Raw genomic sequence first — 20,656 nt, 5'->3', positions numbered from 1 at the left:
GTCCCTCGGGGGCGGCCCGTGCCGTACGGCACGCTCAGCGGCGGTAGAAGATCCGGTCCCGGTACTGCTCCAGTACGCGCCCGTTCCACTCGTGGCCGCCGTCCACGTTGCCCGAGCGCAGCAGGGGCGGCTCGATGCCGCGGTCGGCGAGGGCGGCGGCCGCCGTGGCCATGACGGCCTGGAGGAGGGCGCTGGTGACGACCGTGGAGGCGGGTGCGAAGGGCACCGGGACGGTGTCGAGGGTGAGCTCCGCGTCGCCGACCGCGATCTTGGAGTCCAGCACGATGTCGCAGTGGTCCTTGAGGAAGGTGCCGGAGGAGTGCCGCGACTTGGTCTCGGAGGCGTACGCCACCGAGGTCACGCCGATGACCCGCACGCCGAGCGCGCGGGCGTTCAGGGCCATCTCCACCGGCAGGGCGTTGCGGCCGGAGAGGGAGACGATCACCAGGGCGTCGCCCTCGCGGAGCGGCGAGGAGTCCAGTACGACGCTCGCGAGGCCGGCCACGCGCTCCAGCGCGGAGCCGAGCGTCGCCGGCATCACGTCCACGCCGACGACGCCGGGCACGGCGAGCAGGTTCATCAGGGCGAGTCCGCCGGCGCGGTAGACGACGTCCTGGGCGGCGAGGGAGGAGTGACCGGCGCCGAAGGCGAAGAGCCGGCCGCCGTCCAGCACGGTGTCGGCGAGCAGCGTGCCGGCCGCCTCCACGGTGTCGGCCTCCTCGTCGCGGACGCGTCGCAGGAGGCCGATCGCGGCGTCGATGAACTGGCCGGCCGGCTTGCGGTCGCTCATACGGGGCCCCTTCGGTGTGGCTGCGTCGCGGATCACGGTGCGGTCTGGACCAGTGCGGTGTCAATACGGTGTCAACGCGCCGCGGTGGGCCGCACGGGCCCGGGTTTCCACGGCGAGGCACGGTTGTCGGTGGTATGCGTCAGAATTGACTGCAGGGCCAGCGCACGCGCCGGTGGGCCGTAGCCTCCGGCAATCTCATCAAGGGGCACGTATGTCCGGACTGATCGACACCACGGAGATGTATCTCCGCACCATCCTCGAGCTGGAGGAGGAAGGTGTGATCCCGATGCGCGCCCGGATCGCCGAGCGGCTCGACCAGAGCGGCCCGACGGTCAGCCAGACGGTGGCGCGGATGGAGCGCGACGGTCTGGTGTCCGTGGCGGCCGACCGGCATCTGGAATTGACCGACGAGGGCCGTCGGCTGGCCACCCGCGTGATGCGCAAGCACCGGCTCGCGGAGTGCCTGCTCGTCGACGTGATCGGCCTGGAGTGGGAGCAGGTGCACGCCGAGGCCTGCCGCTGGGAGCACGTGATGAGCGAGGCCGTCGAGCGTCGCGTCCTGGAGCTGCTGCGCCACCCGACCGAGTCGCCGTACGGCAACCCGATCCCGGGCCTGGAGGAGCTGGGCGAGACGGACAGCGCCGACCCGTTCCTGGACGAGGGCATGGTCTCGCTCGCCGACCTGGACCCGGGGCCGGAGGGCAAGACGGTCGTCGTGCGCCGCATCGGCGAGCCGATCCAGACGGACGCGCAGCTCATGTACACGCTGCGCCGGGCGGGTGTGCAGCCCGGTTCGGTGGTGAGCGTGACGGAGTCGGCGGGCGGTGTGCTGGTGGGCAGCGGCGGCGAGGCGGCCGAGCTGGAGGCGGACGTCGCCTCCCACGTGTTCGTCGCCAAGCGCTGAGGGGACGACGGGCCGCCAGTCGTCAACTTCCCGCCACGCAGGGGGAATGCGCGCCACCGGGCCGATCCCGTCGTTTCCGGGATTCTGTGCTCCGAACCGCAGCGCCCCGACGCTACGCGTGCAAGGCTGTGGCGTGAGGCATATGACGTGAGGGGCTCCCGGCCGTGGCCTGACAGCGATGTCGGCCGGTCGGAGAGGGCCCCGTCGGAGAGGGGGAGGGACGTGCCGGAGAGACGGAGAGGGCCCCGGCGCCATGTGGCGCCGGGGCCTGTCCTCCCCTGTGCTGACCCGGAGCCCCGAGCTCTCAGGGTCAATCCCCTCGGACCGTTTTCCCCGAGCGGTCCGCCTCCCGTTGAAGATCTCCCCTCGGCGACGGCGATCAATCCCTGAGGGGTGTCACTCGAATGAGGGGTGTTGCTCGCCGGAACGGTGATATCGAATTGATATTCGATACTCTGCGGGTGTCAGCCGGTCGCGGACACCACGGCGGGTACGGCAAGGCACGGCAGGCAGGACACGGTTCACAGGACCGGCCGGCCCGGCAGGGGCGGGCGGTCCGAGCGGAGCTTGGGGGTGCCAGGATCCATGGCGCGGCGCATCGACGTGACCGGGGCGGGCGGCGTACGCCTCGCGGCCTGGGAGTTCGGCGACCCTCCCAAGACCGACCGGACGCACGACCGGACGCACGACCGGACGCACGACGGGACCCACGACGGGACCCACGACGGGAGTCACGACCGGGTCCAGGAGACGGCCCAGGAGACGGCCGGTGACCCGCCGGGCGTGCTGTTACTGCACGGCCTGATGGGCCGTGCCTCGCACTGGGCCCCCACCGCCCGCTGGCTCTCCGCCCGGCACCGGGCCGTGGCGCTCGACCAGCGCGGCCACGGCCGCAGCGAAAAGCCCCCGCGGGCCTCCTACACCCGGGAGGCCTACGTCGAGGACGCCGAGGCCGCCCTGGAGCAGCTCGGCCTCGGCCCGGCCTTGCTGATCGGCCACGCCATGGGCGCGCTGACCGCCTGGCAGCTCGCCGCCAAACGCCCCGACCTGGTCCGCGGCCTGATCATCTGCGATATGCGGGCCTCCGCGCTGGGCGCCGCCTCGCAGCACACCTGGACCGAGTGGTTCCGCGCCTGGCCGGTCCCCTTCGCCACGCTCGCGGACGTACGCAAGTGGTTCGGCGAGGACGACCCGTGGGTGGAGCGCCCGAACCCGGCCCGGGGCGAGTTCTACGCCGAGGTGATGGCCGAGTCCCCGGACGGCTGGCGGCCCGTCTTCGAGCCGGAGCAGATGCTCAGGTCCCGCGAGACCTGGATCTACGACGCCCACTGGGAGGAGCTGGCCCAGGTGCGCTGCCCGACCCTGGTCGTGCGCGGTCTCGACGGGGAGCTGGGCCGCGCCGAGGCGCAGGAGATGGTCCGCGTGCTGCCGCGCGGCCAGTACGCGGAGGTCGCCGACGCCGGCCACCTCGTCCACTACGACCAGCCGGAGGCGTGGCGGGCGGCCATCGAGCCCTTCCTGGAGAGCCTCCGGGACGGCTGACCGGCGCCACGCCGACCGCGGGGTGCCGTCACCCCTTGCTGACCGCCGTGAGGATCTCCGGCAGCCGCCCCGCGGTGCGCGGCGCCGCCAGCCGCAGACCGAGCAGCGCCAGCGCGGCGCCGTACACCGCGCCCACCGGCAGCAGCGGCCAGCCCCCGCCCGCGCCCTCGCGCACGTTCAGCCAGATCGCCAGCGCGATCACGGGCGCGCACAGCAGGGCCGCGCCGACCATGCCGCCGAAGATCGAGATCCAGGCCAGTCCGACCTGCCCGGGGGCGACGTTCTTGTACCCCTCCTGCGGGATGGAGTACGGGAAGCGCGCCGAGGTCCACGCGCCGGTCGCCAGCATCGCGCCGAGCAGCGCGAAGGACAGGCCCAGCGCCTCGGGCAGCGTCCGCCAGTCGTCGAGCATGGCGGTGGTCAGGACGGTGACGAGGGTGGCGTACGGCAGCGTGATCAGCAGCAGGGCCAGCGCGCGGGCGCGCAGCTCGACGTACGCGTCCCGGGTCGAGGAGATCGTCATCGCGACCATCCAGAACGCGGACGTGTCCTGCCCGAACTGGTTGTACATCTGGATGCCCAGCATCCCGGCGGCGAAGCAGGCGAAGTAGACCGAGCCGGTGCCCTGCCAGGCGTTGAACACGGGCACGATGAGCCCGATGGCGAGCGAGGTCACCCAGGCCGCCTTGGTCTTGGGGTCGCGCCACACATAGCGCAGGGTGCGCTCCATGGTGGTGCCGGTGCGGCCCGCGGGCAGCAGCCGGGCGAGCCCCGCCGAGCCGCGCTCGCGCACCGGCCGGGTGTCGCCCTGCGGCAGGGTGGACCCGTCGGGCGCGGTCATCAGCCGCGTCAGATGGCGCTCCCACACCCCCAGCAGCAGGACCAGGGCCGCCGCGGTCAGCGCCAGCTGGGCGAGAGCGACGCCGTAGGAACCGTCGCTCGCCGCGTCCATCGCGCCGATCGCCGACGCGGGCGGCACCCAGCGCAGCACGCCGGCCGCCGGATCGAGCTGCTCGAGCCCCGACGAGCCCAGCCGCTGAACACCGAAGTTCACGAGCTGTGCCCCGACCGCGATGACCAGCCCGCTCAGCACCGCGAGGTCGCGCCCCCTGCGGCTGGTCAGCAGCCGGACGTTGGCGGCGGCGACGGCCCGCGCGAGGGTCACGCACACCAGCAGCGCGAGGACGGCGCCGACGACGCCGACGGCGTACGCCGCCCCACCGTGCGCGACCGCGACCACGGAACCGGCGAACACGCAGAGCGTGAACAGCGGCCCGATGCCCACCAGCGACGCCGCGAGCAGGGCCCGGACCAGTGGGCGAGGCCCCAGCGGCAGCATCACCAGCCGGGTGGGGTCGAGCGTCTCGTCGCCACCGGGGAAGAACAGCGGCATCACCGCCCAGCCGAGACCCAGCACCGCCGCCAGCAGGACGACGAGTGAGTCCACGTGGGCGTATCCGCGCAGCGCGACCAGGCCGATCAGCTGGAGCGCGGCGAAGAGCAGGACGACGACGGCCGAGGCGATGTAGGCGGCCCGCCGTCCGCCGGACTGCCGCAGCCCGTTGCGCAGCAGGGACAGTTTCAGCCGTACGAAGACGGACGTGACCGACGCGGCAGAGGTGACCGGCGTGCCTGGAGTGTCCGGCGTGTCCGGCGTGCCCGGCGTCACGGGTGCGGCCGGCCTGCTCATCGGGACCCGCCGCCCAGCCAGTCCAGGTCGGACCCGGCGTCCCGGCCCCCGGCCCCGACGAGTTCGAGGAACGCCTGCTGCAACGAGGGCGCCTCGCCGCGCACCTCGGCGAGCGTGCCGGTGGCGCGGATGCGGCCGGCGGCCATGACGGCCACCCAGTCGCACAGCGACTCCACCAGCTCCATGACGTGGGAGGAGAAGACGACGGTGGCTCCGGAGGCGGTGTAGCGCTCCAGGACGCCCCGGATGGTCTGCGCGGAGACCGGGTCGACACCCTCGAACGGCTCGTCCAGGAAGAGCACTTCGGGATTGTGCAGCAGCGCGGCCGCGAGCCCGGTCTTCTTCCGCATGCCGGTCGAGTAGTCGACGACCAGTTTGTGCTGGGCCCCGGACAGGTCGAGCACCTCGAGCAACTGCGTGGTCCGCTTGTCGACCTCGGCCCCGGGCAGTCCGCGCAACCGGCCGGTGTAGCCGAGGAGTTCCCGCCCCGACAGCCGCTCGAACAGCCGCAGCCCCTCGGGCAGCACTCCGATCCGGGCCTTCACCTCCACCGGATCACGCCACACGTCGTGCCCGACGACCTCCACCGTCCCCTGATCCGGCCTGAGCAGCCCGGTCACCATGGAGAGGGTGGTGGTCTTCCCGGCCCCGTTCGGCCCGACGAGTCCGATGAACTTGCCCGCGGGCAGCTCCAGATCGATCCCGCCCACGGCAACCTGCTGCCCGAACCGCTTCCACAGCCCCCGCACACGTACGGCGCTACCGGTCACCACGACTCCCTCCGTCGAGTCGAACCCTACGGGGGCGGCGGCGCCGTTCAAGAGGCGGCGAAGAGTACCCCTAGCGATCCCGGCCGCACGCGTACGCCAACGGCGAGATCAACTCCTCCACATCCGGCAGCCACCGGTTCGCCGGCGTGGGCCGGCACGCCCACTGCACGGCCCCCCGCGTCCCGTACCGGGTGGGCGGCGCGGCCACGTACGTGCCCTCGCCCAACGCCGTCAGGTCGAGGGACAACGGCGACCACCCCAGCCGCCGCACGAGGTCCGGCACCTTCACCGCGGCCCCCGGAAGAACGAAGAACCGCATCCGCCGGTCGGGCGTCAGTGTGACCGGCCCGAGCGTCAGCTCCATCCGCTCCATCCGGGCCAGGGCCAGGAACCCCGCGGTCTCGGGCACGTCGATCGCGTCGAACGTCCGCCCCGTGGGCAGCAGGATCGACGCCGTCGGCTGCTTCTGCCACATCCGGCGGGCCACGGTCGCGCTGCCCGTCGCCTGCGTCGCCCAGTCCTCGCGCGCCGGATGCGCTCCCGGGGCGGCGCACCCCGGGTCCGCGCACGAACAGCGCTGCACTCCGTCGGCGGCTTCCAGCCAGGTGCCGGGGAACACGTCCCAGTGGCGCTCCTCGGCGTAGCGTACGGCGGTCTCCAGCAGCGACGTGCCGCGCTGCTGGGGGATCTGAGCGGCTTCGGTGCCGGGGATGGTCTCTTCCACGTGGAGCTCAACTCCCGTGCTCACCGGGGGTTACGGGGGCCCGCCCGTCTCCCGCCGCCACCCTTGCGGCGAGCGCCCCCCGGGCCCGTGCCTTCCCCTTTGCGCGGGGGAGGAGCATCGATTCCGCATCCGGGGCGCATGGGTGCATGCACGGGGGCGCGCGGGGGGATTCGCCGCGGGAGCTGGGTAGCCACGTCTGGGGCCGGCGTCGGCCGTTACCCCGGCAATCCTCGCAAGCACTGCAAGCTTCGCAAGTCTCGCATTGTCGGCACATCGACGGGGCATTGATCTTCACGGCCGGATCTTTCGTCCGCCCGGACAGCATCGAGACCGCATGAGACCGCATGGGGGTTACGCCATGGCCGCAAGGCCTCTCGTCGCGCGGCAGCCGAACGAACGACTGCAGGCGCTCATTCAGGAAGCGGGCTGCTCGAACGCGGGCCTCGCCCGCAGGGTCAACATGTGCGGGGTCGAGCACGGTCTCGACCTGCGGTACGACAAGACGTCCGTGGCGCGCTGGCTGCGCGGGCAGCAACCCCGGGGCCGGGCACCGGCGATCATCGCCGAGGCACTCGGACGCAAGCTCGGCCGCACGGTCACGATCGACGAGATCGGCATGGCCAACGGCAAGAACCTCGCGTCGGGCGTCGGCCTCCAGTTCTCGCCGACGGTACTGGGAGCCATCGAGCAGGTCTGCGAGCTGTGGCGCAGCGACGTGGGGCGCCGGGACTTCCTGTCCGGCTCCTCCGTCGCCGCCTCCGCGCTCGTCGAGCCCAGCCGCGACTGGCTGATTTCCGCCCCCGACTCGCAGGTGTCGCGCGCGGCCGGGCCCCGGGTGGGCCGGTCCGACGTGGCGGCGGTGCGGGCGATGACGCAGGCGCTGGTGGACCTGGACCACCAGTACGGCAGCGGGCACGTGCGCCCGGTCGTCGTGCACTACCTGAACAGCGTCGTCTCCGGCCTGCTCGCGGGCTCCTACCGGGAGGCGGTCGGACGGGATTTGTTCGCCACGGTCGCCCGACTGACCGAACTGGCCGGATACATGGCCGTCGACACGGGGCAACCAGGCCTCGCCCAGCGGTACTACATCCAGTCACTGCGGCTGGCGCAGGCGGCCGGGGACCGCGGCTACGGCGGGTACGTCCTCGCCGCGTCCATGAGCCACCTGGCCGCGCAGCTCGGGAACCCCCGCGAGATCGCGCAGTTGGCGCGCGCGGCGCAGGAGGGGGCGCGCGGGCGGGTGACCCCGCGCGCCGAGGCGATGTTCCACGCGGCCGAGGCCCGCGGCCACGCCCTGCTGGGCGACGTGCGGGCGGCCCACACGGCGGCCGGGCGGGCGGTCGGGGCGATGGAGACGGCCGATGCGGCCTCCGGGGACGACCCGGTGTGGATCGCGCACTTCGACGAGGCCTACCTGGCCGACGAGTTGGCGCACTGCCACCGGGACCTCGGCCAGGCCGACGCGGCGGCGCGGTACGCGCGGCAGTCCCTCGACGGGCATCCGGAGTCGCGGGCCCGCAGGCGCGCCATCGGCCATGTGCTGCTCGCCACCGCGCAGGTGCAGCAGCGCGAGGTCGAACAGGCCTGCAACACCGCGACGAAGGCCGTGGAGCTCCTGGAGACACTCCGCTCGAACCGGGGCGCCGAGTACCTGGAGGACTTCCAGGCCCGACTGGAGCCGTATCGGGAGGAGGCGGTGGTAAGGGAGTTCGGGGCGCGGCTCGACCTCCAGGCCGCGGCGTGAACGAATGGGCCGCGGATGCGTGAACGTGGCGGAAACTCCGCCACGGTGAGCGGGAAGTGCCGTGAACAGCGTGCCGCGGCCCGGTTTTGTTACTGCGGTCACAGGGAAGGAGTGCGCGCCCGGTGCTGCGTGGCAGCGGGCTCCGGGGACCCGGTAGCGTGAGCCGACGATTCCGAAGGTCCCCCATTCGTAGGAGTCCCGGTGACGCAGAGTGGACAGGGCGAGGAGCCCTCGGCGCGGCAAGCGCACGAAGGCATCGTGCTGCCCTCGGACGGCGGCGAGCCCGTGCTGCCGGGCCCGGCCGGCGGACCCGCCGGCCCGCAGGCCGGCCGGCCCGTGCCCGCCTCGGCGCCGCCCGGCGGGCAGGCCTGGGACCGGCCGTGGGGACCCGAGCAGCAGCAGAGCCAGTCCCAGGGCCAGTCCCAGGGCCAGAGCTGGCCCACGCCGCCCGGAGCCCAGCCCTGGGAGTCCCCGGAGGCCGACCCGCACGCCTGGCCCGCGCAGAGCGGCCCGGCGCAGGCACCCGGCGCCCTGCCGCCCCAGACGGGCCCGGGCCCGCTGCCCCCGGAGGGCGCACAGGCCCCGGCGTACGGCGGTCCGGCCGGCGGCCAGTCCTACGGCTCGCAGCCGTCGTACGGGCAGCAGCAGCCGTCCGGGCAGCAGCAGTCGTACGCGCAGCAGTCGGGGCAGCAGCAGTCGTACGGGCAGCAGTCGGGGCAGCAGCAGTCGTACGGGCAGCAGCCGCCGTACGGGCAGCACGGTCAGGTGTCCTCCGCACCCCAGGGGCACCGGTCGCAGGGGCCGCAGTCGCAGGGGCACCAGCCGCCCACGAGTCAGCCGGGGCCGGCGCACCAGTCGCACGCGCCCCGGAACTTCCCGCCTCCGGCGACCGCCGACGAGGGTGCCACCCAGTACCTGCCGCCGGTCGGGCCGTCCGCCGACGAGGGCGCGACGCAGTACATACCTCCCGTGGCTCCGGGGGCGCTGCCTCCGGAGAGACCCGCCCAGACCCATGCCGAGTCGACGCAGTTCCTCGGCCGGGCACCGCAGTACCCTTCGCAGCCCGCGACCGGGCACCAGCCCGCCCCCGCCGCGCCCGCCCCCAACCCGGACGCCGAGGCCACGCAGTTCATCGCGCCCGTGCCCGGCGGGCCCGCCCCGGCCCCGTACGGTGCCGCGCCCGGCGGTGACGAGGGGCGGCAGCCGCCTGCCGAATTCGACAGCCTCTTCCGCGGCGCGCCGGGCGCCGACAGCCCTGCCTCGGCCACCCAGCAGCTGCCCCGCTTCGACGAGCCGCAGCCCCCGCGCCCCGGCGACCAGCCCGCGTACGCCCCGCAGGGCCCGGGTGGCGGCGGTGGCGGGGGCAGGCGGCGCGGGCACGACGGCGGCGGCCGGGGTGGCCGCGGCGGGCGGACCGGCTCGCGCCTGCCGCTCCTCGCGGCCGTGGGCGTCGGTATCGCCGTCGTCGGTGTCGGCGCCGGCGCGATGATGGCCGGCGGGGGCGGCGAGGAGGACAAGGGCGGCAACCAGACCGTGTCCGCCACGGCCCCGGCCTCCGAGTCCGCGTCGGCCTCCCCCTCGCCGTCCGTCGACCCGGTCCGGCAGCAGGCCGTCGGGCTGGACAAGCTGCTGGCCGACAGCGGCAACAGCCGGACCACGGTGATCAACGCCGTCGCCGACGTGAAGTCCTGCGACAACCTGCCCCAGGCGGCCAAGGACCTGCGCGAGGCCGCCAAGCAGCGCACCGGTCTGGTCACCAGCCTCTCCCAGCTGTCCGTGGACAAGCTGCCGGGGCACACCGAGCTGACCGCCGCCCTGACGAAGGCGTGGCAGGCCTCGGCGTCGGCCGACAACCACTACGCGGCCTGGGCCGACCAGACGGCCGGCAAGAACGGCTGCAAGAAGGGCAAGGCCCGCACCACCAGCCAGACCCAGGCGGGGAACCGGGCGAGCGGTACGGCGAGCAAGGAGAAGGCCGAGGCCGCCAAGCTCTGGAACACCATCGCCAAGAAGTACGGCCTGACGGAACGCCGGCCGACCCAGCTGTGACCCGGCCGACCCAGCTGTGACCCGCCCGGCCGGGAGCCCCCGCCCGCGCCGGTGCCGGGGGCTCGTTCAGGCCACGTCGGCGTTCTGCAGGGTGCGGGTGGTGTCCACGGCGCCCTCGCGGGCCGACACCAGGCGGCCCTGTCGTACGACCTGGAGGGTGACCTCGGCGTTGACCAGGCGCGGGAAGCCGACCGACGCCAGCTTGTCCGCGAACTTCCACTCGAGGGGCGGGGTCAGTCCGCCCGTGTCGACCTTCAGGCCGTCGTCGAGGGCGCGGGTGATGGTGTCGGCGCTGACCTCGCCGTCGCCGAGCGACTCGACGGCCGCCTTGAAGACGGTGTACGCGATCCAGGTGGTCTGCACTCCGGCGTCCGCCGCGTCGACGTCGTTGTCGCCGAACGCCTGCTCCTTGATCACCCTCTTCATCCCGCCCCAGGCCGGGTCGCTCACCGCCGGGTACCAGCCGGTGACGTACGCCCCCTCGTAGGGCCCGGACGCCCCGCCGCTCGCGTTGACCGAGGTCTGGTCGACGCTGCCGAGCACGGTCGCGGTACGCACCTCGGGGTAGTCCTCGCGGGCGCGCCGGAAGGAGTCCATGAAGGTGCCGGTGCGGTCCCCGAGGACGGGCACCACGCACCCCGCTTCCGCCGGGTCGGTGGTCGTGCGCTCCAGTGCCTGCTCGGACTGTCCGTCGTAGGCGGTGGCGTCCTCCGCCGCTCGCTGGTCCTCGGCCCGCTCGTGCCCGCCCGAGGTCAGACCCGAGTCGAGCAGCACGGGCAGCTGGTCGCCCGCGATGGTGTCGGGCCGGATCAGCGTGACGGGCCCGCAGGAGTCGGCGAGCGCGCTGCCGAGGCCGGCGAGCAGCGCGGGCTGGCCGCCGTTGACCGGGTAGGACAGCGGGCTGGTGAACTCCGTGTTGGTGATCCCGTAGCCGCCGATGTACGGGATTCCCGCGCCCTCCAGCACGGGGAAGAACGAGTCGGCGTGCTGGCTGTAGGAGCCCAGGACGGCGACCGCGTCCTCCTTGACGGCGCGCCGGGCGCACTTCGCGGCGGTGACGCCGTCGTTGTGTTCGTTGCAGGTCAGGAGGTTGAGCTTGCGGCCGCCGAGGCCGCCCCGGTCGTTGATCCAGCGGGCGTAGGCCTGCGCGAGGGCCGGCATGCCCGGCTTGTTGGTCGCGCCGGTGTCCTGCGGCGCCCAGGTCATGACGGTGATCGGGTCGTCCCCGGATCCCCCCGTGGTCCCGGGGACGACCCCGCAGCCGACGGCGAGCGACGCACACGCCACCAGGGCGCCCGCGGAGAGAGCGCCGGTGCGGGTGGCCCGGGATCGGCCGCTCAGGCCGCTGAGGAAGGTGCTGCGGGTGGGTCGCCTGCCGGTCATGTACCCGCACGATTCCGTCACGCGGCTAACCTGGAAGTGACCCGTGGTCAACGCGTGGTGACGTGGAGGTGAATTGCGGGGGCAGGTGAGGCGGGCCTGGAGGGGAACGTACGATCGATGACCGTGCAAGGTTCGGAGAACTCTTCCCGTCGCGGCCGTCGCTCCTCCACCATGGGCGGCATGCCTCTCAACGACATGCCGTGGTGGCGCTGGCGCGGCAACGTGCGCTCCGCGCTGCACATGCTCTCCGCCCCCGCCTTCCAGCGGGACGTCTGGCTGGCCGGTGTGGACGGCTACGGCGACGTCACCGACGCGGTGTACCGGCTGGTGGAGGACACCTGGCTGGATCACTGGTCCGCCGAGAAGTACGTGGGCACCGTCTTCCGCGACTCGCAGGAGGCGGCGCTCGTCGACACGGCCGTGCTGCGGGTACTGCGGATCATGCACCAGGTGGGACCGGACGCGCCCGTGCACGCCTACCTCGACCACCCGGACTGGCCGGAAGCGGTGCGGGCGGCGCGCGACGCGCACGTGCGGCTGGCCACCAGCGACGGCGAGGATCCGGAGGCGGAGCCGAGCACGCTCGAGGTCCTGCGGATCCTGACCCGGTCCGCCTGACGGGATGCCCGCCGGGAGCGGGTCCGGATATGGGACCCTGTCCTGCATGAACGAGCAGTCCTCCGCGGCCGTCCCCCGGGCCGCCGCCCCGGCCGACCAGTACGTCCTCACCCTGTCCTGCCCCGACAAGCAGGGCATCGTGCACGCCGTGTCGAGTTACCTGTTCATGACCGGCTGCAACATCGAGGACAGCCAGCAGTTCGGCGACCACGACACGGGACTGTTCTTCATGCGCGTCCACTTCTCGGCCGACGAGCCGGTGACCGTGGACAAGCTGCGCGCCAGCTTCACGGCGATCGGTGACGCCTTCCAGATGGACTGGCAGATCAACCGGGCCGACGAGAAGATGCGCATCGTGCTCATGGTCAGCAAGTTCGGGCACTGCCTGAACGACCTGCTCTTCCGGGCCCGGATCGGCGCGCTGCCCGTGGAGATCGCGGCCGTGGTGTCCAACCACACCGAGTTCGCCGAGCTGGTGGGGTCCTACGGCATCCCCTTCCACCACATCCCCGTGACGAAGGACACCAAGGCCCAGGCCGAGGCGCGCGTCCTGGAGATCGTGCGCGAGGAGAACGTCGAACTCGTCGTGCTGGCCCGCTACATGCAGGTCCTCTCGGACGACCTGTGCAAGCAGCTCAGCGGCCGGATCATCAACATCCACCACTCCTTCCTGCCGAGCTTCAAGGGCGCGAAGCCGTACCACCAGGCGCACGCGCGGGGCGTGAAGCTGATCGGCGCGACCGCGCACTACGTGACGGCCGACCTCGACGAGGGGCCGATCATCGAGCAGGAGGTCGAGCGGGTCGCCCACGACGTCACGCCGGACCAGCTGGTCGCGGTGGGGCGGGACGTGGAGTGCCAGGCGCTGGCGCGGGCCGTGAAGTGGCACGCGGAGCGGAGGATTCTGCTGAACGGGCGGCGCACGGTCGTTTTCGCCTAGCGGCTCGGGGGGCGGGCTCGGGTTCGGGCTCGGGTGCGCGGCCGGCCGCGCACCGTCACCCGCCCCTACATCCGGCTCAGGCTCGCCGCCGCGAACAGCACGTCCCTGATCGCCTCCCGGTCGCCCACCTGACCCGCCGCCGCCTCCGCCGGAGGCACATGGCCCGCGGCGAGCCGGCAGAACTCCACGCCGTCCAGGGCGACATGGGCCACCTCGTGTTCGGCGGAGCCCACCGCGCCCGGGGAGTCGAGCGGGATGAGCCACTCGCCGCCGCCCGACCCCTCGATCTCCAGCCGCAGGCTGCGTCCCGGCTCACCCGCCGTGACCAGGCGCGGGCGGACACCGGTCGCTGCCGGCCCGGCCCGGCGGCGGGTCGCCAGAGCGCCCGGCAGCATCCGCGCCGCGAGATCGATCATGCGGTTGAGATGACGTGCGGAGGGCGGCTCGTACGGGTAGTCCACCGCGTCGGCGATGTCCTCGGCGTGCACCCAGCACTCGAAGGCCCGGTCCAGCATCGCGTCGTGCAGCGGCAGCTCGAAGTCTCCGTAGGAGACCGGCATCCGGCCCGCGTCGCCGGTGAACGACACGGTGCGGACGATGCCGTGGCTCTGCTCGCGCCAGGGCGCCCGCACCGCGCGGGTGGGCGGGTAGTGCGAGGCCCGCCAGTACGCCTCGGTGCGGCCGGCCGGCGCGGGGGTGGGCGCCGTGATGTCGCCCAGCGGGTCGGAAAGGCCCAGGGCGGCCGCGACGAGCCCGTCGACCGTCAGCAGGTGGGCGATGACCCCGGCGACGGTGGTACGGCGGCTCGCGGCCTCGTCGGCCTCGAACCAGCGCAGCCGGACCGGCGCGTGCCACTCGGCGTCGCCGATGTCCTGGAGCAGCGCGTCCAGCCGCGCGGTCTCGGCGTCGTACGGCGTGGCCCACTCGGGCACCGGGATGCGCGGCGGACGCCGCTCCAGACACCCGTCCAGGACGCGGGTGCGCAGGGCGGGGTCCAGGTCGAGGGTCTCCGGTCGCTGGAGCAGCCCGACGGCCTCACGCAGCCGCAGCGCCTCGTCGGCACAGGTGTCGCACTCGCCGAGATGCTCCTCGACGGCCGCCGCCTCCTCGGCCGAGCAGGCGGCCAGCGCCCACGCCCCGAGGAGCGACGTCAGCATCTGATGCCCCAGCGCGACCGCCCCGCCCGGCACCGCATCGGGCAACACCCGCCCACCGTCCTCGACGGACACGCGGGGCAGCGGTATGCGCGGACCGGGACGGGCCCCACCGCCCGCACCGCGCGACGCCGCCCCGCCGGGCCCACCGGGCCCGCCGGGTGCGACAGGCCCGCCGGGCCCACCGGGTTCGACAGGCCCGCCGGGCCCACCGGGTTCGACAGGCCCGCCGGGTGCCGGCCTGTCGGGGCCGTCGGCTCCGCCGTGGTGTTCCGGCTCACTTCGTCCTTCGTCCCGCGTCGGCCCAGCGGGCGAAAACGGCTCTCCGCCCGGCACCGGCTCGCTTGCCCGGCCCCCGTTCTCGTCGTGGCCCCCCGTCACGCCGCACCCCCGTATCCCGGCGGCGCCCCGGGCGTTTCCGGGGCGCCGGCGTCGCGGGCGGTGGAGAGGAGCTGGAGGCCCAGGCGGAGGCGGCGGCGGGCCTCGTCCTCCGTGACGCCGAGGTCGGCGGCGGTCTGGCGGTAGTCGCGGCGCTGGAAGTAGGCCAGCTCCAGAGCGGCCCGTAGCGGAGCCGGCATGGACTGGACGATGTAGTCGGCGCGGGCGGCGACCGAGGCGTGGCGCACCTTGCTCTCCAGCTCCTCGGTGGTGCCGGGACCGCCGCGGGCGAGGGCGGCCGTCTCGGTGACGCGCAGCCGCTGCACGGCCAGGCGGTGGGTCAGCGTGGCGACCCAGGTGCGCAGCGGGCCCTGCCGGGGGTCGTAGGTGTCCGGATGCTCCCAGACGTGCGCGAAGACGTCGCGCGTGATGTGGTCGGCGGCCCGCTCGTCATCCAGCACCCGATGCGCCAGGCCGTGCACGAGCGAGGCGAACCGGTCGTAGAGCTCGCCCAGGGCGGCGGCCTCCCCGCGTGCGAGCCGCTGCTGCATCTTGCGGTCCCAGCGCAGTGGTACGTCCCTCTTCGCCATCCGGCTCCCTCACCCCCTGTACGGTCCTCTGCTCGTGCCGTGCTCGTGCCGTGCTCGTGTCGTGGTCATGCCGTGCTCGTGCCGAGCGTGCTTCTCGCCGCCGCCGGCCCCCAGCCTGCGGCCGCCGTCTCCCCGAATGTAGTCGGCACGTCCGACACCGCACGCCCCTTTATGCCAATGCGCGCCCCCCGTCGGCCGCCGGGTGGTAAACGCTTCCGATCCGTCTCGCCTACCCTCTATCGTGCGACCGGATTCGATTGGTTTGGATCGAACAGGATCGAAACAGTCTGAAACAAGCCTCTTCTGATCGGACCCCGTTTCCGGCCGGGCGTTTGCGGGAACGGCCGGTGGGCAGGCGCGCGCCCAAGAAGCGTAAGCGTGGCTTCCGTTTCGGGTGATTCCGGACGTTCCGACGGATGAGAGGCATGGTGGTGACGTTCAAAGTGACCGGCGGCGAGCGGGGCCGGTGGGCCGTGCTCCAGGTGTCGGGCGAACTGGATCTGGTGACGTCACCGGTGCTGCGGCAGCGCGTGCACGACGAGGTGGCCGAGGGGCGGCACAGTCTTGTCCTGGATCTCTCCGAGGTCCTGTTCTGCGACTCCAGCGGGGTCGGCGTGCTCATCGCCTCCCGGCGGCTCATCCGCTCCTGCCAGGGCCGGCTGCGCCTGATACTGCCGGCGCAGGGCGCCGTCGACGGCTCCCACGTCAACCGGGTCCTCGGCGCGCTCGGGGTCCGCCGGCTCTTCGACGTCCACCCCGACCTCGCCTCGGCGACCGGCGACGAGCCGCGCCCTCTCTCCGCGTAGATCCTTCCCGCGCGTGATCCCTTCCCGCGCGTGATCCCTTCCCGCACGGGTTCCTCTCCGCGCGGGTCCCGCCCGCGGCCGCGGGCGGCGTCGTACGCTCCGAACGAGACGCAGACCACCGACACCGACGACGTGAGGCGGCCGGAGAAGACAATGGTCAACAGCGAGTACGAGCGCAGGATCGCCGCGCGGTTCGCCACCTTCGACCAGGACGGCAACGGGTACATCGACCGTTCGGACTTCAGCGGGGCGGCCAAGGCGGTGCTCGCCGAGTTCGGCACCGCCGCCCGGTCCGAGAAGGGGCAGGCCCTGTACGGCGGCGCGGAGGCGCTCTGGCAGGGCATGGCGGGCATCGCCGACCGGGACGGTGACCAGCGCATCACCCGCGAGGAGTTCGTCTCCGGAGCGGTCAAGCGGCTGCGGGACGAACCTGACCGGTTCGCCGAGATCGCCCGGCCGTTCCTGCACGCGGCCCTGGACGTCGCCGACACCGAAGGCGACGGGTCCGTCACCGTGGAGGCCGCCGCCCGTGTGCTCACCGCGCTCGGTGTGCCGGCGGAGACCGCCCGGCCGGCCGCCGAAGCGCTCGACACGGACGGCGACGGCAAGGTGGGGGAGGCGGAGGCCGTCCCGGCCTTCGCCCGGTATTTCACCGTTCCCGAGTAGCCCTCCGGGCCGACGGCCGCCACTGGCGCATCGAACAGATGTCGCGGATCGTGGCAAGGCGGCATCACAGAGCGTTGATACCGGGTTGTGTCCACCGTGTGACCCGTCACGGCCCGGAGTCGGCGCCACACTCCGGTACCTTGTGTGGGATGCGAGTGGTCCCGAGCGCCAGCCGTGCCGGAGTTGCCCTTGAGGCGGCTCCGGAACCGGCGATGTACGCCTTGCCCCGCAGGGTGGAACGGCCGTCGGCCACCACCTGTTCGACTCCCCGGAACGAGCGTCGCACAGTATGCCGCACGGGTACTCCTTCGCGCTGGAATATGCCCGAAGCGCTTGTTGGGGTGACTGTACGTCAACCATGCTGTCCTCCAAGGGATTCACGTTCCGTGATCCCTCACCCGGCCTTTGTTCTGGCCATGCAGAAAATGGCTACGATCGTGGCCCTCATGAGGCGCGAGCCTTTGTGTCCGCCGGTTCGGATGGTGTGAGCGGTGCAGGTGCTTCAAGTGCAGCTGGAAGTCCGGCCCGACCCCTCGGAAGTGGGGCGTGCCCGGCGGTGGGCGCGCTCACGGCTCGCCGGGTCCGGGATACAGGCCGATGAACCACTCGCCGAGACGCTGGTCCTGCTCGTCTCCGAACTCGTCACCAACGCCGTGGTGCACACCGGCCGTTCGGCCGTCCTGCGGCTGGTGCTGCCGGGCGCGGTGACCGAGGAGACCGAAGAGGCGACCGTCCGCCTCGAAGTGGACGACGCCAGCGACCGGGCCCCGGTGCCCCGTTGCTTGGACGGCGAGGCGACGGGCGGCCGGGGCCTGGCCCTCGTCGACGGCCTCGCCGACCGCTGGGGCTGGAGCAGGGAGGGTGACGGCAAGCGCATCTGGTGCGAACTGGACCGCTGCGCCGAGCGCGAGGACACCGCGCCGGTCTGCGGGAGCGGCGGCGGCACGGTGGTGTACGAGGGCTTCGCGTACGAAGTGGTGTAGCGGCCGGCGGCGCGGGATGCGCCCGGTGCACGAGCTCCGCTCCTCCCGGGAGTGATGCGGCAGTGCGCCGGGGTGTGCTTCCGTGCGCGTCCTGCGCAAACGGGATGTAAGGGATGAATCCCCCTTTGCCGGTTGACGGATCGTGACCGCCTCCTCACGCTTGTAGTCAACGATTCGCCGCGAGGGGACGACGAGGCCTCGGTGACGGAGCCCTCGACGAGCGTGAGTCGTGTTTCGGCGGCGGTTCCCCCGGGGGGGCGACGGGAGCCGGGCGGGAGCGCCGGAGTCGGGTGGCGGCGCGCGGTGCCATGCTCGGGGCGGACAGCGCCGCGCCGCCGGCCGACGACGTGCCCGTCATCCTCCACAGGCTGTGGACAACTCGGTCCGGAAGGTCCGCCGGTAGGCGGTCGGTGTGACCCCGAGCGCCGCCTGCAAGTGCTGCCGCATCGACTGGGCCGTGCCGAATCCCGCGTCCTGGGCCACCTGGTCGACGGACAGAGTGGTGGACTCCAGCAGGTGCCGGGCCCGTTCGACGCGCTGCCCGGTGAGCCACTGGCCCGGGCTGACGCCGACCTCCTCGCGGAAACGGCGGGTGAAGGTGCGTACGGACATCGACGCCTGGGCGGCCATGTCCCGCAGCTGGATCGGCTCGTGGAGACGGCCGAGCGCCCAGGCGCGGGCGGTGGTCGTCGACGACTGCTGGGGATCGGGTACCGGGCGCTCGATGTACTGTGCCTGACCGCCGTCGCGGTGCGGCGGTACGACGGTGCGGCGGGCCACGTCGTTGGCGACGGCGGTGCCGTGGTCCCGGCGCACGATGTGCACGCACAGGTCGATCCCGGCCGCGACCCCGGCCGAGGTGAGCACGTCTCCGTCGTCGACGAACAGAACGTCCGGGTCCACCCGCACCTTCGGGAACAGCCGCTGGAAGTGCTCGGCGGAGGCCCAGTGGGTGGTCGCCGGACGGCCGTCGAGACATCCGGCGGCGGCCAGGACGTAGCCGCCCGTGCAGATCGCGACGAGCCGGGTGCCCGGCCGGACGAGCGCCAGCGCGGCGGCCAACTCCCCGGTCAGCACGCCCTCTTCGTACACCGGGCCCAGCTCGTAGGAGGACGGGACGACGACCGTGTCGGCGGTGGCGAGGGCCTCGGGGCCGTTCTCGACCAGGATCGCGAAGTCCGCGTCGGTGCCGACCGGCCCGGGCGGGCGGACCGAGCAGGTGACGACCTCGTACAGCTGACGTCCGTGCTCGTCCCGGGCGCGCCCGAAGATCCGCTGCGGGATGCCCAGTTCGAAGGGGAGCAGGCCGTCCAGGGCGAGAACGGCGACGCGGTGCGGACGGTGCGCGCGGTTCGTGGGGTCGGACGTCATGGCCCGATCCTAGCGAACGCTGTCTGCCGGGCCACTGGATCGGAGGGATCATGCGTCGGAAGCTCAATGACGTGACCCAGACAACCGACTCCGCCGCAGCAGCCGTACCCCAGCCGGAGCCCGCCCGTCCGCGCCGCCGCGCCCGGGTGCACCGTGCCTGGTGGGTCGCCGCGGTCACGTTCGTGACGATCATCGGTGCCGCCGCCTTCCGCTCCCTGCCCGGTATCCTCATCGACCCGCTCCACCAGGAGTTCGGCTGGTCGCGCGGCACGATCGGAGCCGCCGTCTCCGTCAACCTCGCGCTCTACGGGCTGACCGCCCCCTTCGCCGCGGCGCTGATGGACCGCTTCGGCATCCGCCGCGTGGTCGCCGTCGCCCTGATCGTCATCGCGCTGGGCTCGGGCGCGACGGTGTGGATGGACTCCGCCTGGCAACTGATCCTCTGCTGGGGCCTGCTGGTCGGCCTCGGCTCCGGCTCGATGGCGCTGGCCTTCGCGGCCACCGTCACCAACCGCTGGTTCACCGAGCGGCGCGGTCTGGTCACCGGCGTCCTCACCGCCGCCTCGGCCTCCGGACAGCTGATCTTCCTGCCGCTGCTGTCCTGGATCGTGGAGACGCACGAGTGGCGACCGGCGGCCGTCACGGTCGCCCTCGCCGCCCTGGCCGTCGTCCCCTTCGTCTGGCTCCTCCTGCGCGACCACCCGGCGGACGTGGGCCAGAAGCCCTATGGCGCCAAGGAGTTCGTGCCCAAGCCCGCCCCCGTGCCGGGCGCCGCCCGCCGGGCGCTCAGGGTCCTCTTCTCCGCTGCCCGCACCGGCCCGTTCTGGCTGCTGGCAGGCACCTTCGCGATCTGCGGCGCCTCGACCAACGGCCTGATCCAGACCCACTTCATCCCCGCCGCCCACGACCACCGCATGCCGCTGACGACCGCCGCGTCGCTGCTCGCCGTGATCGGCGTGTTCGACGTGGTCGGCACGATCGCCTCCGGCTGGTTCACCGACCGCTTCGAACCGCGCCGCCTGCTCGCCGTCTACTACGCCCTGCGCGGCGTCTCCCTCCTCTTCCTCCCCATCCTGCTCGCGCCGGCCGTCCACCCCCCGATGATCTTCTTCATCGTCTTCTACGGCCTCGACTGGGTCGCCACCGTCCCGCCCACCCTCGCCTTGTGCCGCGAGCACTACGGCGACGACAGCGCGATCGTCTTCGGCTGGGTCCTCGCCTCCCACCAGGTCGGCGCCGCCCTCGTCGCCTTCCTCGGCGGTGTCGCCCGCGACCACTTCGGCTCCTACGACGTGGTCTGGGTCGCCTCCGGCGCCCTGTGCGCGGCGGCGGCGCTGATGGCGGTGGTGATCCGGCGGCGACCGGTTGCGGCGACCGCCCTGCCGTGACCGGGCCGTAGGCTGCCCCGCATGGGGTGGGCAACGGCGGAGCCGGGTGCCGCGCGTGCGCGGCCGGCCTGGCCGAACGACCGCCTGCGTGCTGCTGGTCGCGCCGTTGGTCCGGACTCCGGGGACCCGCGCATCCTGACCCGGGGCTGAGCCGCGTGCCCGCCGC

General features: G+C 73.2%; 18 protein-coding genes. 10 read left to right on the top strand and 8 right to left on the bottom strand.

Annotation, left to right across the window (positions count from 1 at the left end):
- Window positions 1-34: 34 nt before the first annotated feature.
- Window positions 35-790 carry an SIS domain-containing protein gene (locus tag ACZ4V1_RS15420; protein ID WP_468335074.1) on the bottom strand — a complete coding sequence of 252 codons (756 nt, stop codon included), beginning with the start codon at window positions 788-790 and terminating at the stop codon, window positions 35-37.
- Between the two features lie 211 nt (window positions 791-1,001).
- Here ACZ4V1_RS15420 and ACZ4V1_RS15415 point away from each other — a divergent pair, with 211 nt between their 5' ends.
- Window positions 1,002-1,694, top strand: coding sequence for a metal-dependent transcriptional regulator (locus ACZ4V1_RS15415; RefSeq protein WP_468335070.1), 693 nt, complete (start codon window positions 1,002-1,004; stop codon window positions 1,692-1,694).
- Window positions 1,695-2,279: 585 nt separating this feature from the next.
- Window positions 2,280-3,236 (top strand): alpha/beta fold hydrolase, encoded by a 957-nt coding sequence (locus tag ACZ4V1_RS15410; RefSeq protein ID WP_468335067.1) that lies wholly within the window; start codon window positions 2,280-2,282, stop codon window positions 3,234-3,236.
- Between the two features lie 28 nt (window positions 3,237-3,264).
- Here the strand turns inward: ACZ4V1_RS15410 and ACZ4V1_RS15405 are convergent, their stop codons facing one another.
- The 3 genes from ACZ4V1_RS15405 to ACZ4V1_RS15395 form a co-directional block, all read right to left on the bottom strand.
- Window positions 3,265-4,926, bottom strand: coding sequence for a transporter (locus ACZ4V1_RS15405; RefSeq protein ID WP_468335064.1), 1,662 nt, complete (start codon window positions 4,924-4,926; stop codon window positions 3,265-3,267).
- Window positions 4,923-5,699, bottom strand: a complete 777-nt coding sequence (locus ACZ4V1_RS15400; RefSeq protein ID WP_468335061.1) for an ABC transporter ATP-binding protein — start codon at window positions 5,697-5,699, stop codon at window positions 4,923-4,925. The genes ACZ4V1_RS15405 and ACZ4V1_RS15400 overlap by 4 nt, the downstream gene beginning before the upstream one ends.
- Window positions 5,700-5,766: 67 nt before the next feature.
- Window positions 5,767-6,420, bottom strand: coding sequence for a bifunctional DNA primase/polymerase (locus tag ACZ4V1_RS15395; protein ID WP_468335058.1), 654 nt, complete (start codon window positions 6,418-6,420; stop codon window positions 5,767-5,769).
- A 358-nt stretch (window positions 6,421-6,778) separates the two neighbouring features.
- On the opposite strand from ACZ4V1_RS15395, the gene ACZ4V1_RS15390 reads away from it, so the two are divergent.
- Together ACZ4V1_RS15390 and ACZ4V1_RS15385 are read left to right on the top strand one after the other, a co-directional pair.
- On the top strand, window positions 6,779-8,164 hold the full coding sequence (locus ACZ4V1_RS15390) for a transcriptional regulator (protein WP_468335056.1): 1,386 nt from the start codon (window positions 6,779-6,781) through the stop codon (window positions 8,162-8,164).
- 201 nt (window positions 8,165-8,365) lie between these two features.
- On the top strand, window positions 8,366-10,213 hold the full coding sequence (locus ACZ4V1_RS15385; protein ID WP_468335053.1) for a hypothetical protein: 1,848 nt from the start codon (window positions 8,366-8,368) through the stop codon (window positions 10,211-10,213).
- A 66-nt stretch (window positions 10,214-10,279) separates the two neighbouring features.
- Here the strand turns inward: ACZ4V1_RS15385 and ACZ4V1_RS15380 are convergent, their stop codons facing one another.
- On the bottom strand, window positions 10,280-11,596 hold the full coding sequence (locus ACZ4V1_RS15380; RefSeq protein WP_468335050.1) for an ABC transporter substrate-binding protein: 1,317 nt from the start codon (window positions 11,594-11,596) through the stop codon (window positions 10,280-10,282).
- A gap of 117 nt (window positions 11,597-11,713) precedes the next feature.
- On the opposite strand from ACZ4V1_RS15380, the gene ACZ4V1_RS15375 reads away from it, so the two are divergent.
- Both ACZ4V1_RS15375 and purU read left to right on the top strand, forming a co-directional pair.
- Window positions 11,714-12,214: an SCO4402 family protein gene (locus tag ACZ4V1_RS15375; RefSeq protein WP_468335046.1), complete on the top strand. Its 501-nt coding sequence runs from the start codon at window positions 11,714-11,716 to the stop codon at window positions 12,212-12,214.
- Window positions 12,215-12,260: 46 nt separating this feature from the next.
- Window positions 12,261-13,154, top strand: a complete 894-nt coding sequence (gene purU, locus ACZ4V1_RS15370; RefSeq protein WP_468335043.1) for a formyltetrahydrofolate deformylase — start codon at window positions 12,261-12,263, stop codon at window positions 13,152-13,154.
- 65 nt (window positions 13,155-13,219) lie between these two features.
- Here the strand turns inward: purU and ACZ4V1_RS15365 are convergent, their stop codons facing one another.
- Both ACZ4V1_RS15365 and ACZ4V1_RS15360 read right to left on the bottom strand, forming a co-directional pair.
- Window positions 13,220-14,644, bottom strand: a complete 1,425-nt coding sequence (locus ACZ4V1_RS15365; protein ID WP_468335679.1) for a maleylpyruvate isomerase N-terminal domain-containing protein — start codon at window positions 14,642-14,644, stop codon at window positions 13,220-13,222.
- Between the two features lie 41 nt (window positions 14,645-14,685).
- Entirely contained in the window at window positions 14,686-15,276 is a 591-nt protein-coding gene (locus ACZ4V1_RS15360) for a sigma-70 family RNA polymerase sigma factor (protein ID WP_468335040.1), read from the bottom strand.
- Between the two features lie 425 nt (window positions 15,277-15,701).
- Here ACZ4V1_RS15360 and ACZ4V1_RS15355 point away from each other — a divergent pair, with 425 nt between their 5' ends.
- From ACZ4V1_RS15355 to ACZ4V1_RS15345, 3 genes are all read left to right on the top strand, one after another.
- Entirely contained in the window at window positions 15,702-16,082 is a 381-nt protein-coding gene (locus ACZ4V1_RS15355) for an STAS domain-containing protein (RefSeq protein ID WP_055417451.1), read from the top strand.
- Between the two features lie 153 nt (window positions 16,083-16,235).
- Window positions 16,236-16,748, top strand: coding sequence for an EF-hand domain-containing protein (locus ACZ4V1_RS15350; protein ID WP_468335037.1), 513 nt, complete (start codon window positions 16,236-16,238; stop codon window positions 16,746-16,748).
- A 506-nt stretch (window positions 16,749-17,254) separates the two neighbouring features.
- Window positions 17,255-17,731: an ATP-binding protein gene (locus tag ACZ4V1_RS15345; protein ID WP_468335034.1), complete on the top strand. Its 477-nt coding sequence runs from the start codon at window positions 17,255-17,257 to the stop codon at window positions 17,729-17,731.
- Between the two features lie 354 nt (window positions 17,732-18,085).
- On the opposite strand, the gene ACZ4V1_RS15340 is transcribed toward ACZ4V1_RS15345, so the two are convergent.
- Window positions 18,086-19,102: a GlxA family transcriptional regulator gene (locus tag ACZ4V1_RS15340; protein ID WP_468335031.1), complete on the bottom strand. Its 1,017-nt coding sequence runs from the start codon at window positions 19,100-19,102 to the stop codon at window positions 18,086-18,088.
- A 71-nt stretch (window positions 19,103-19,173) separates the two neighbouring features.
- Here ACZ4V1_RS15340 and ACZ4V1_RS15335 point away from each other — a divergent pair, with 71 nt between their 5' ends.
- A complete protein-coding gene (locus ACZ4V1_RS15335) occupies window positions 19,174-20,490 on the top strand; it encodes an MFS transporter (protein WP_468335028.1) in 1,317 nt (438 codons plus the stop codon).
- Window positions 20,491-20,656: the final 166 nt, after the last annotated feature.

Source organism: Streptomyces sp. NPDC028991, assembly GCF_055564775.1.
This window is presented reverse-complemented; position numbering and strand designations above follow the sequence as displayed.

What these genes read in the sequence shown, in the direction of transcription:
- ACZ4V1_RS15420 (WP_468335074.1), bottom strand. Translation starts at nt 790, where the DNA reads ATGAGCGACCGCAAGCCGGCCGGCCAGTTCATCGACGCCGCGATCGGC.
- ACZ4V1_RS15415 (WP_468335070.1), top strand. Translation starts at nt 1,002, where the DNA reads ATGTCCGGACTGATCGACACCACGGAGATGTATCTCCGCACCATCCTC.
- ACZ4V1_RS15410 (WP_468335067.1), top strand. Translation starts at nt 2,280, where the DNA reads ATGGCGCGGCGCATCGACGTGACCGGGGCGGGCGGCGTACGCCTCGCG.
- ACZ4V1_RS15405 (WP_468335064.1), bottom strand. Translation starts at nt 4,926, where the DNA reads ATGAGCAGGCCGGCCGCACCCGTGACGCCGGGCACGCCGGACACGCCG.
- ACZ4V1_RS15390 (WP_468335056.1), top strand. Translation starts at nt 6,779, where the DNA reads ATGGCCGCAAGGCCTCTCGTCGCGCGGCAGCCGAACGAACGACTGCAG.
- ACZ4V1_RS15380 (WP_468335050.1), bottom strand. Translation starts at nt 11,596, where the DNA reads ATGACCGGCAGGCGACCCACCCGCAGCACCTTCCTCAGCGGCCTGAGC.
- ACZ4V1_RS15375 (WP_468335046.1), top strand. Translation starts at nt 11,714, where the DNA reads ATGACCGTGCAAGGTTCGGAGAACTCTTCCCGTCGCGGCCGTCGCTCC.
- purU (WP_468335043.1), top strand. Translation starts at nt 12,261, where the DNA reads ATGAACGAGCAGTCCTCCGCGGCCGTCCCCCGGGCCGCCGCCCCGGCC.
- ACZ4V1_RS15360 (WP_468335040.1), bottom strand. Translation starts at nt 15,276, where the DNA reads ATGGCGAAGAGGGACGTACCACTGCGCTGGGACCGCAAGATGCAGCAG.
- ACZ4V1_RS15355 (WP_055417451.1), top strand. Translation starts at nt 15,702, where the DNA reads ATGGTGGTGACGTTCAAAGTGACCGGCGGCGAGCGGGGCCGGTGGGCC.
- ACZ4V1_RS15350 (WP_468335037.1), top strand. Translation starts at nt 16,236, where the DNA reads ATGGTCAACAGCGAGTACGAGCGCAGGATCGCCGCGCGGTTCGCCACC.
- ACZ4V1_RS15340 (WP_468335031.1), bottom strand. Translation starts at nt 19,102, where the DNA reads ATGACGTCCGACCCCACGAACCGCGCGCACCGTCCGCACCGCGTCGCC.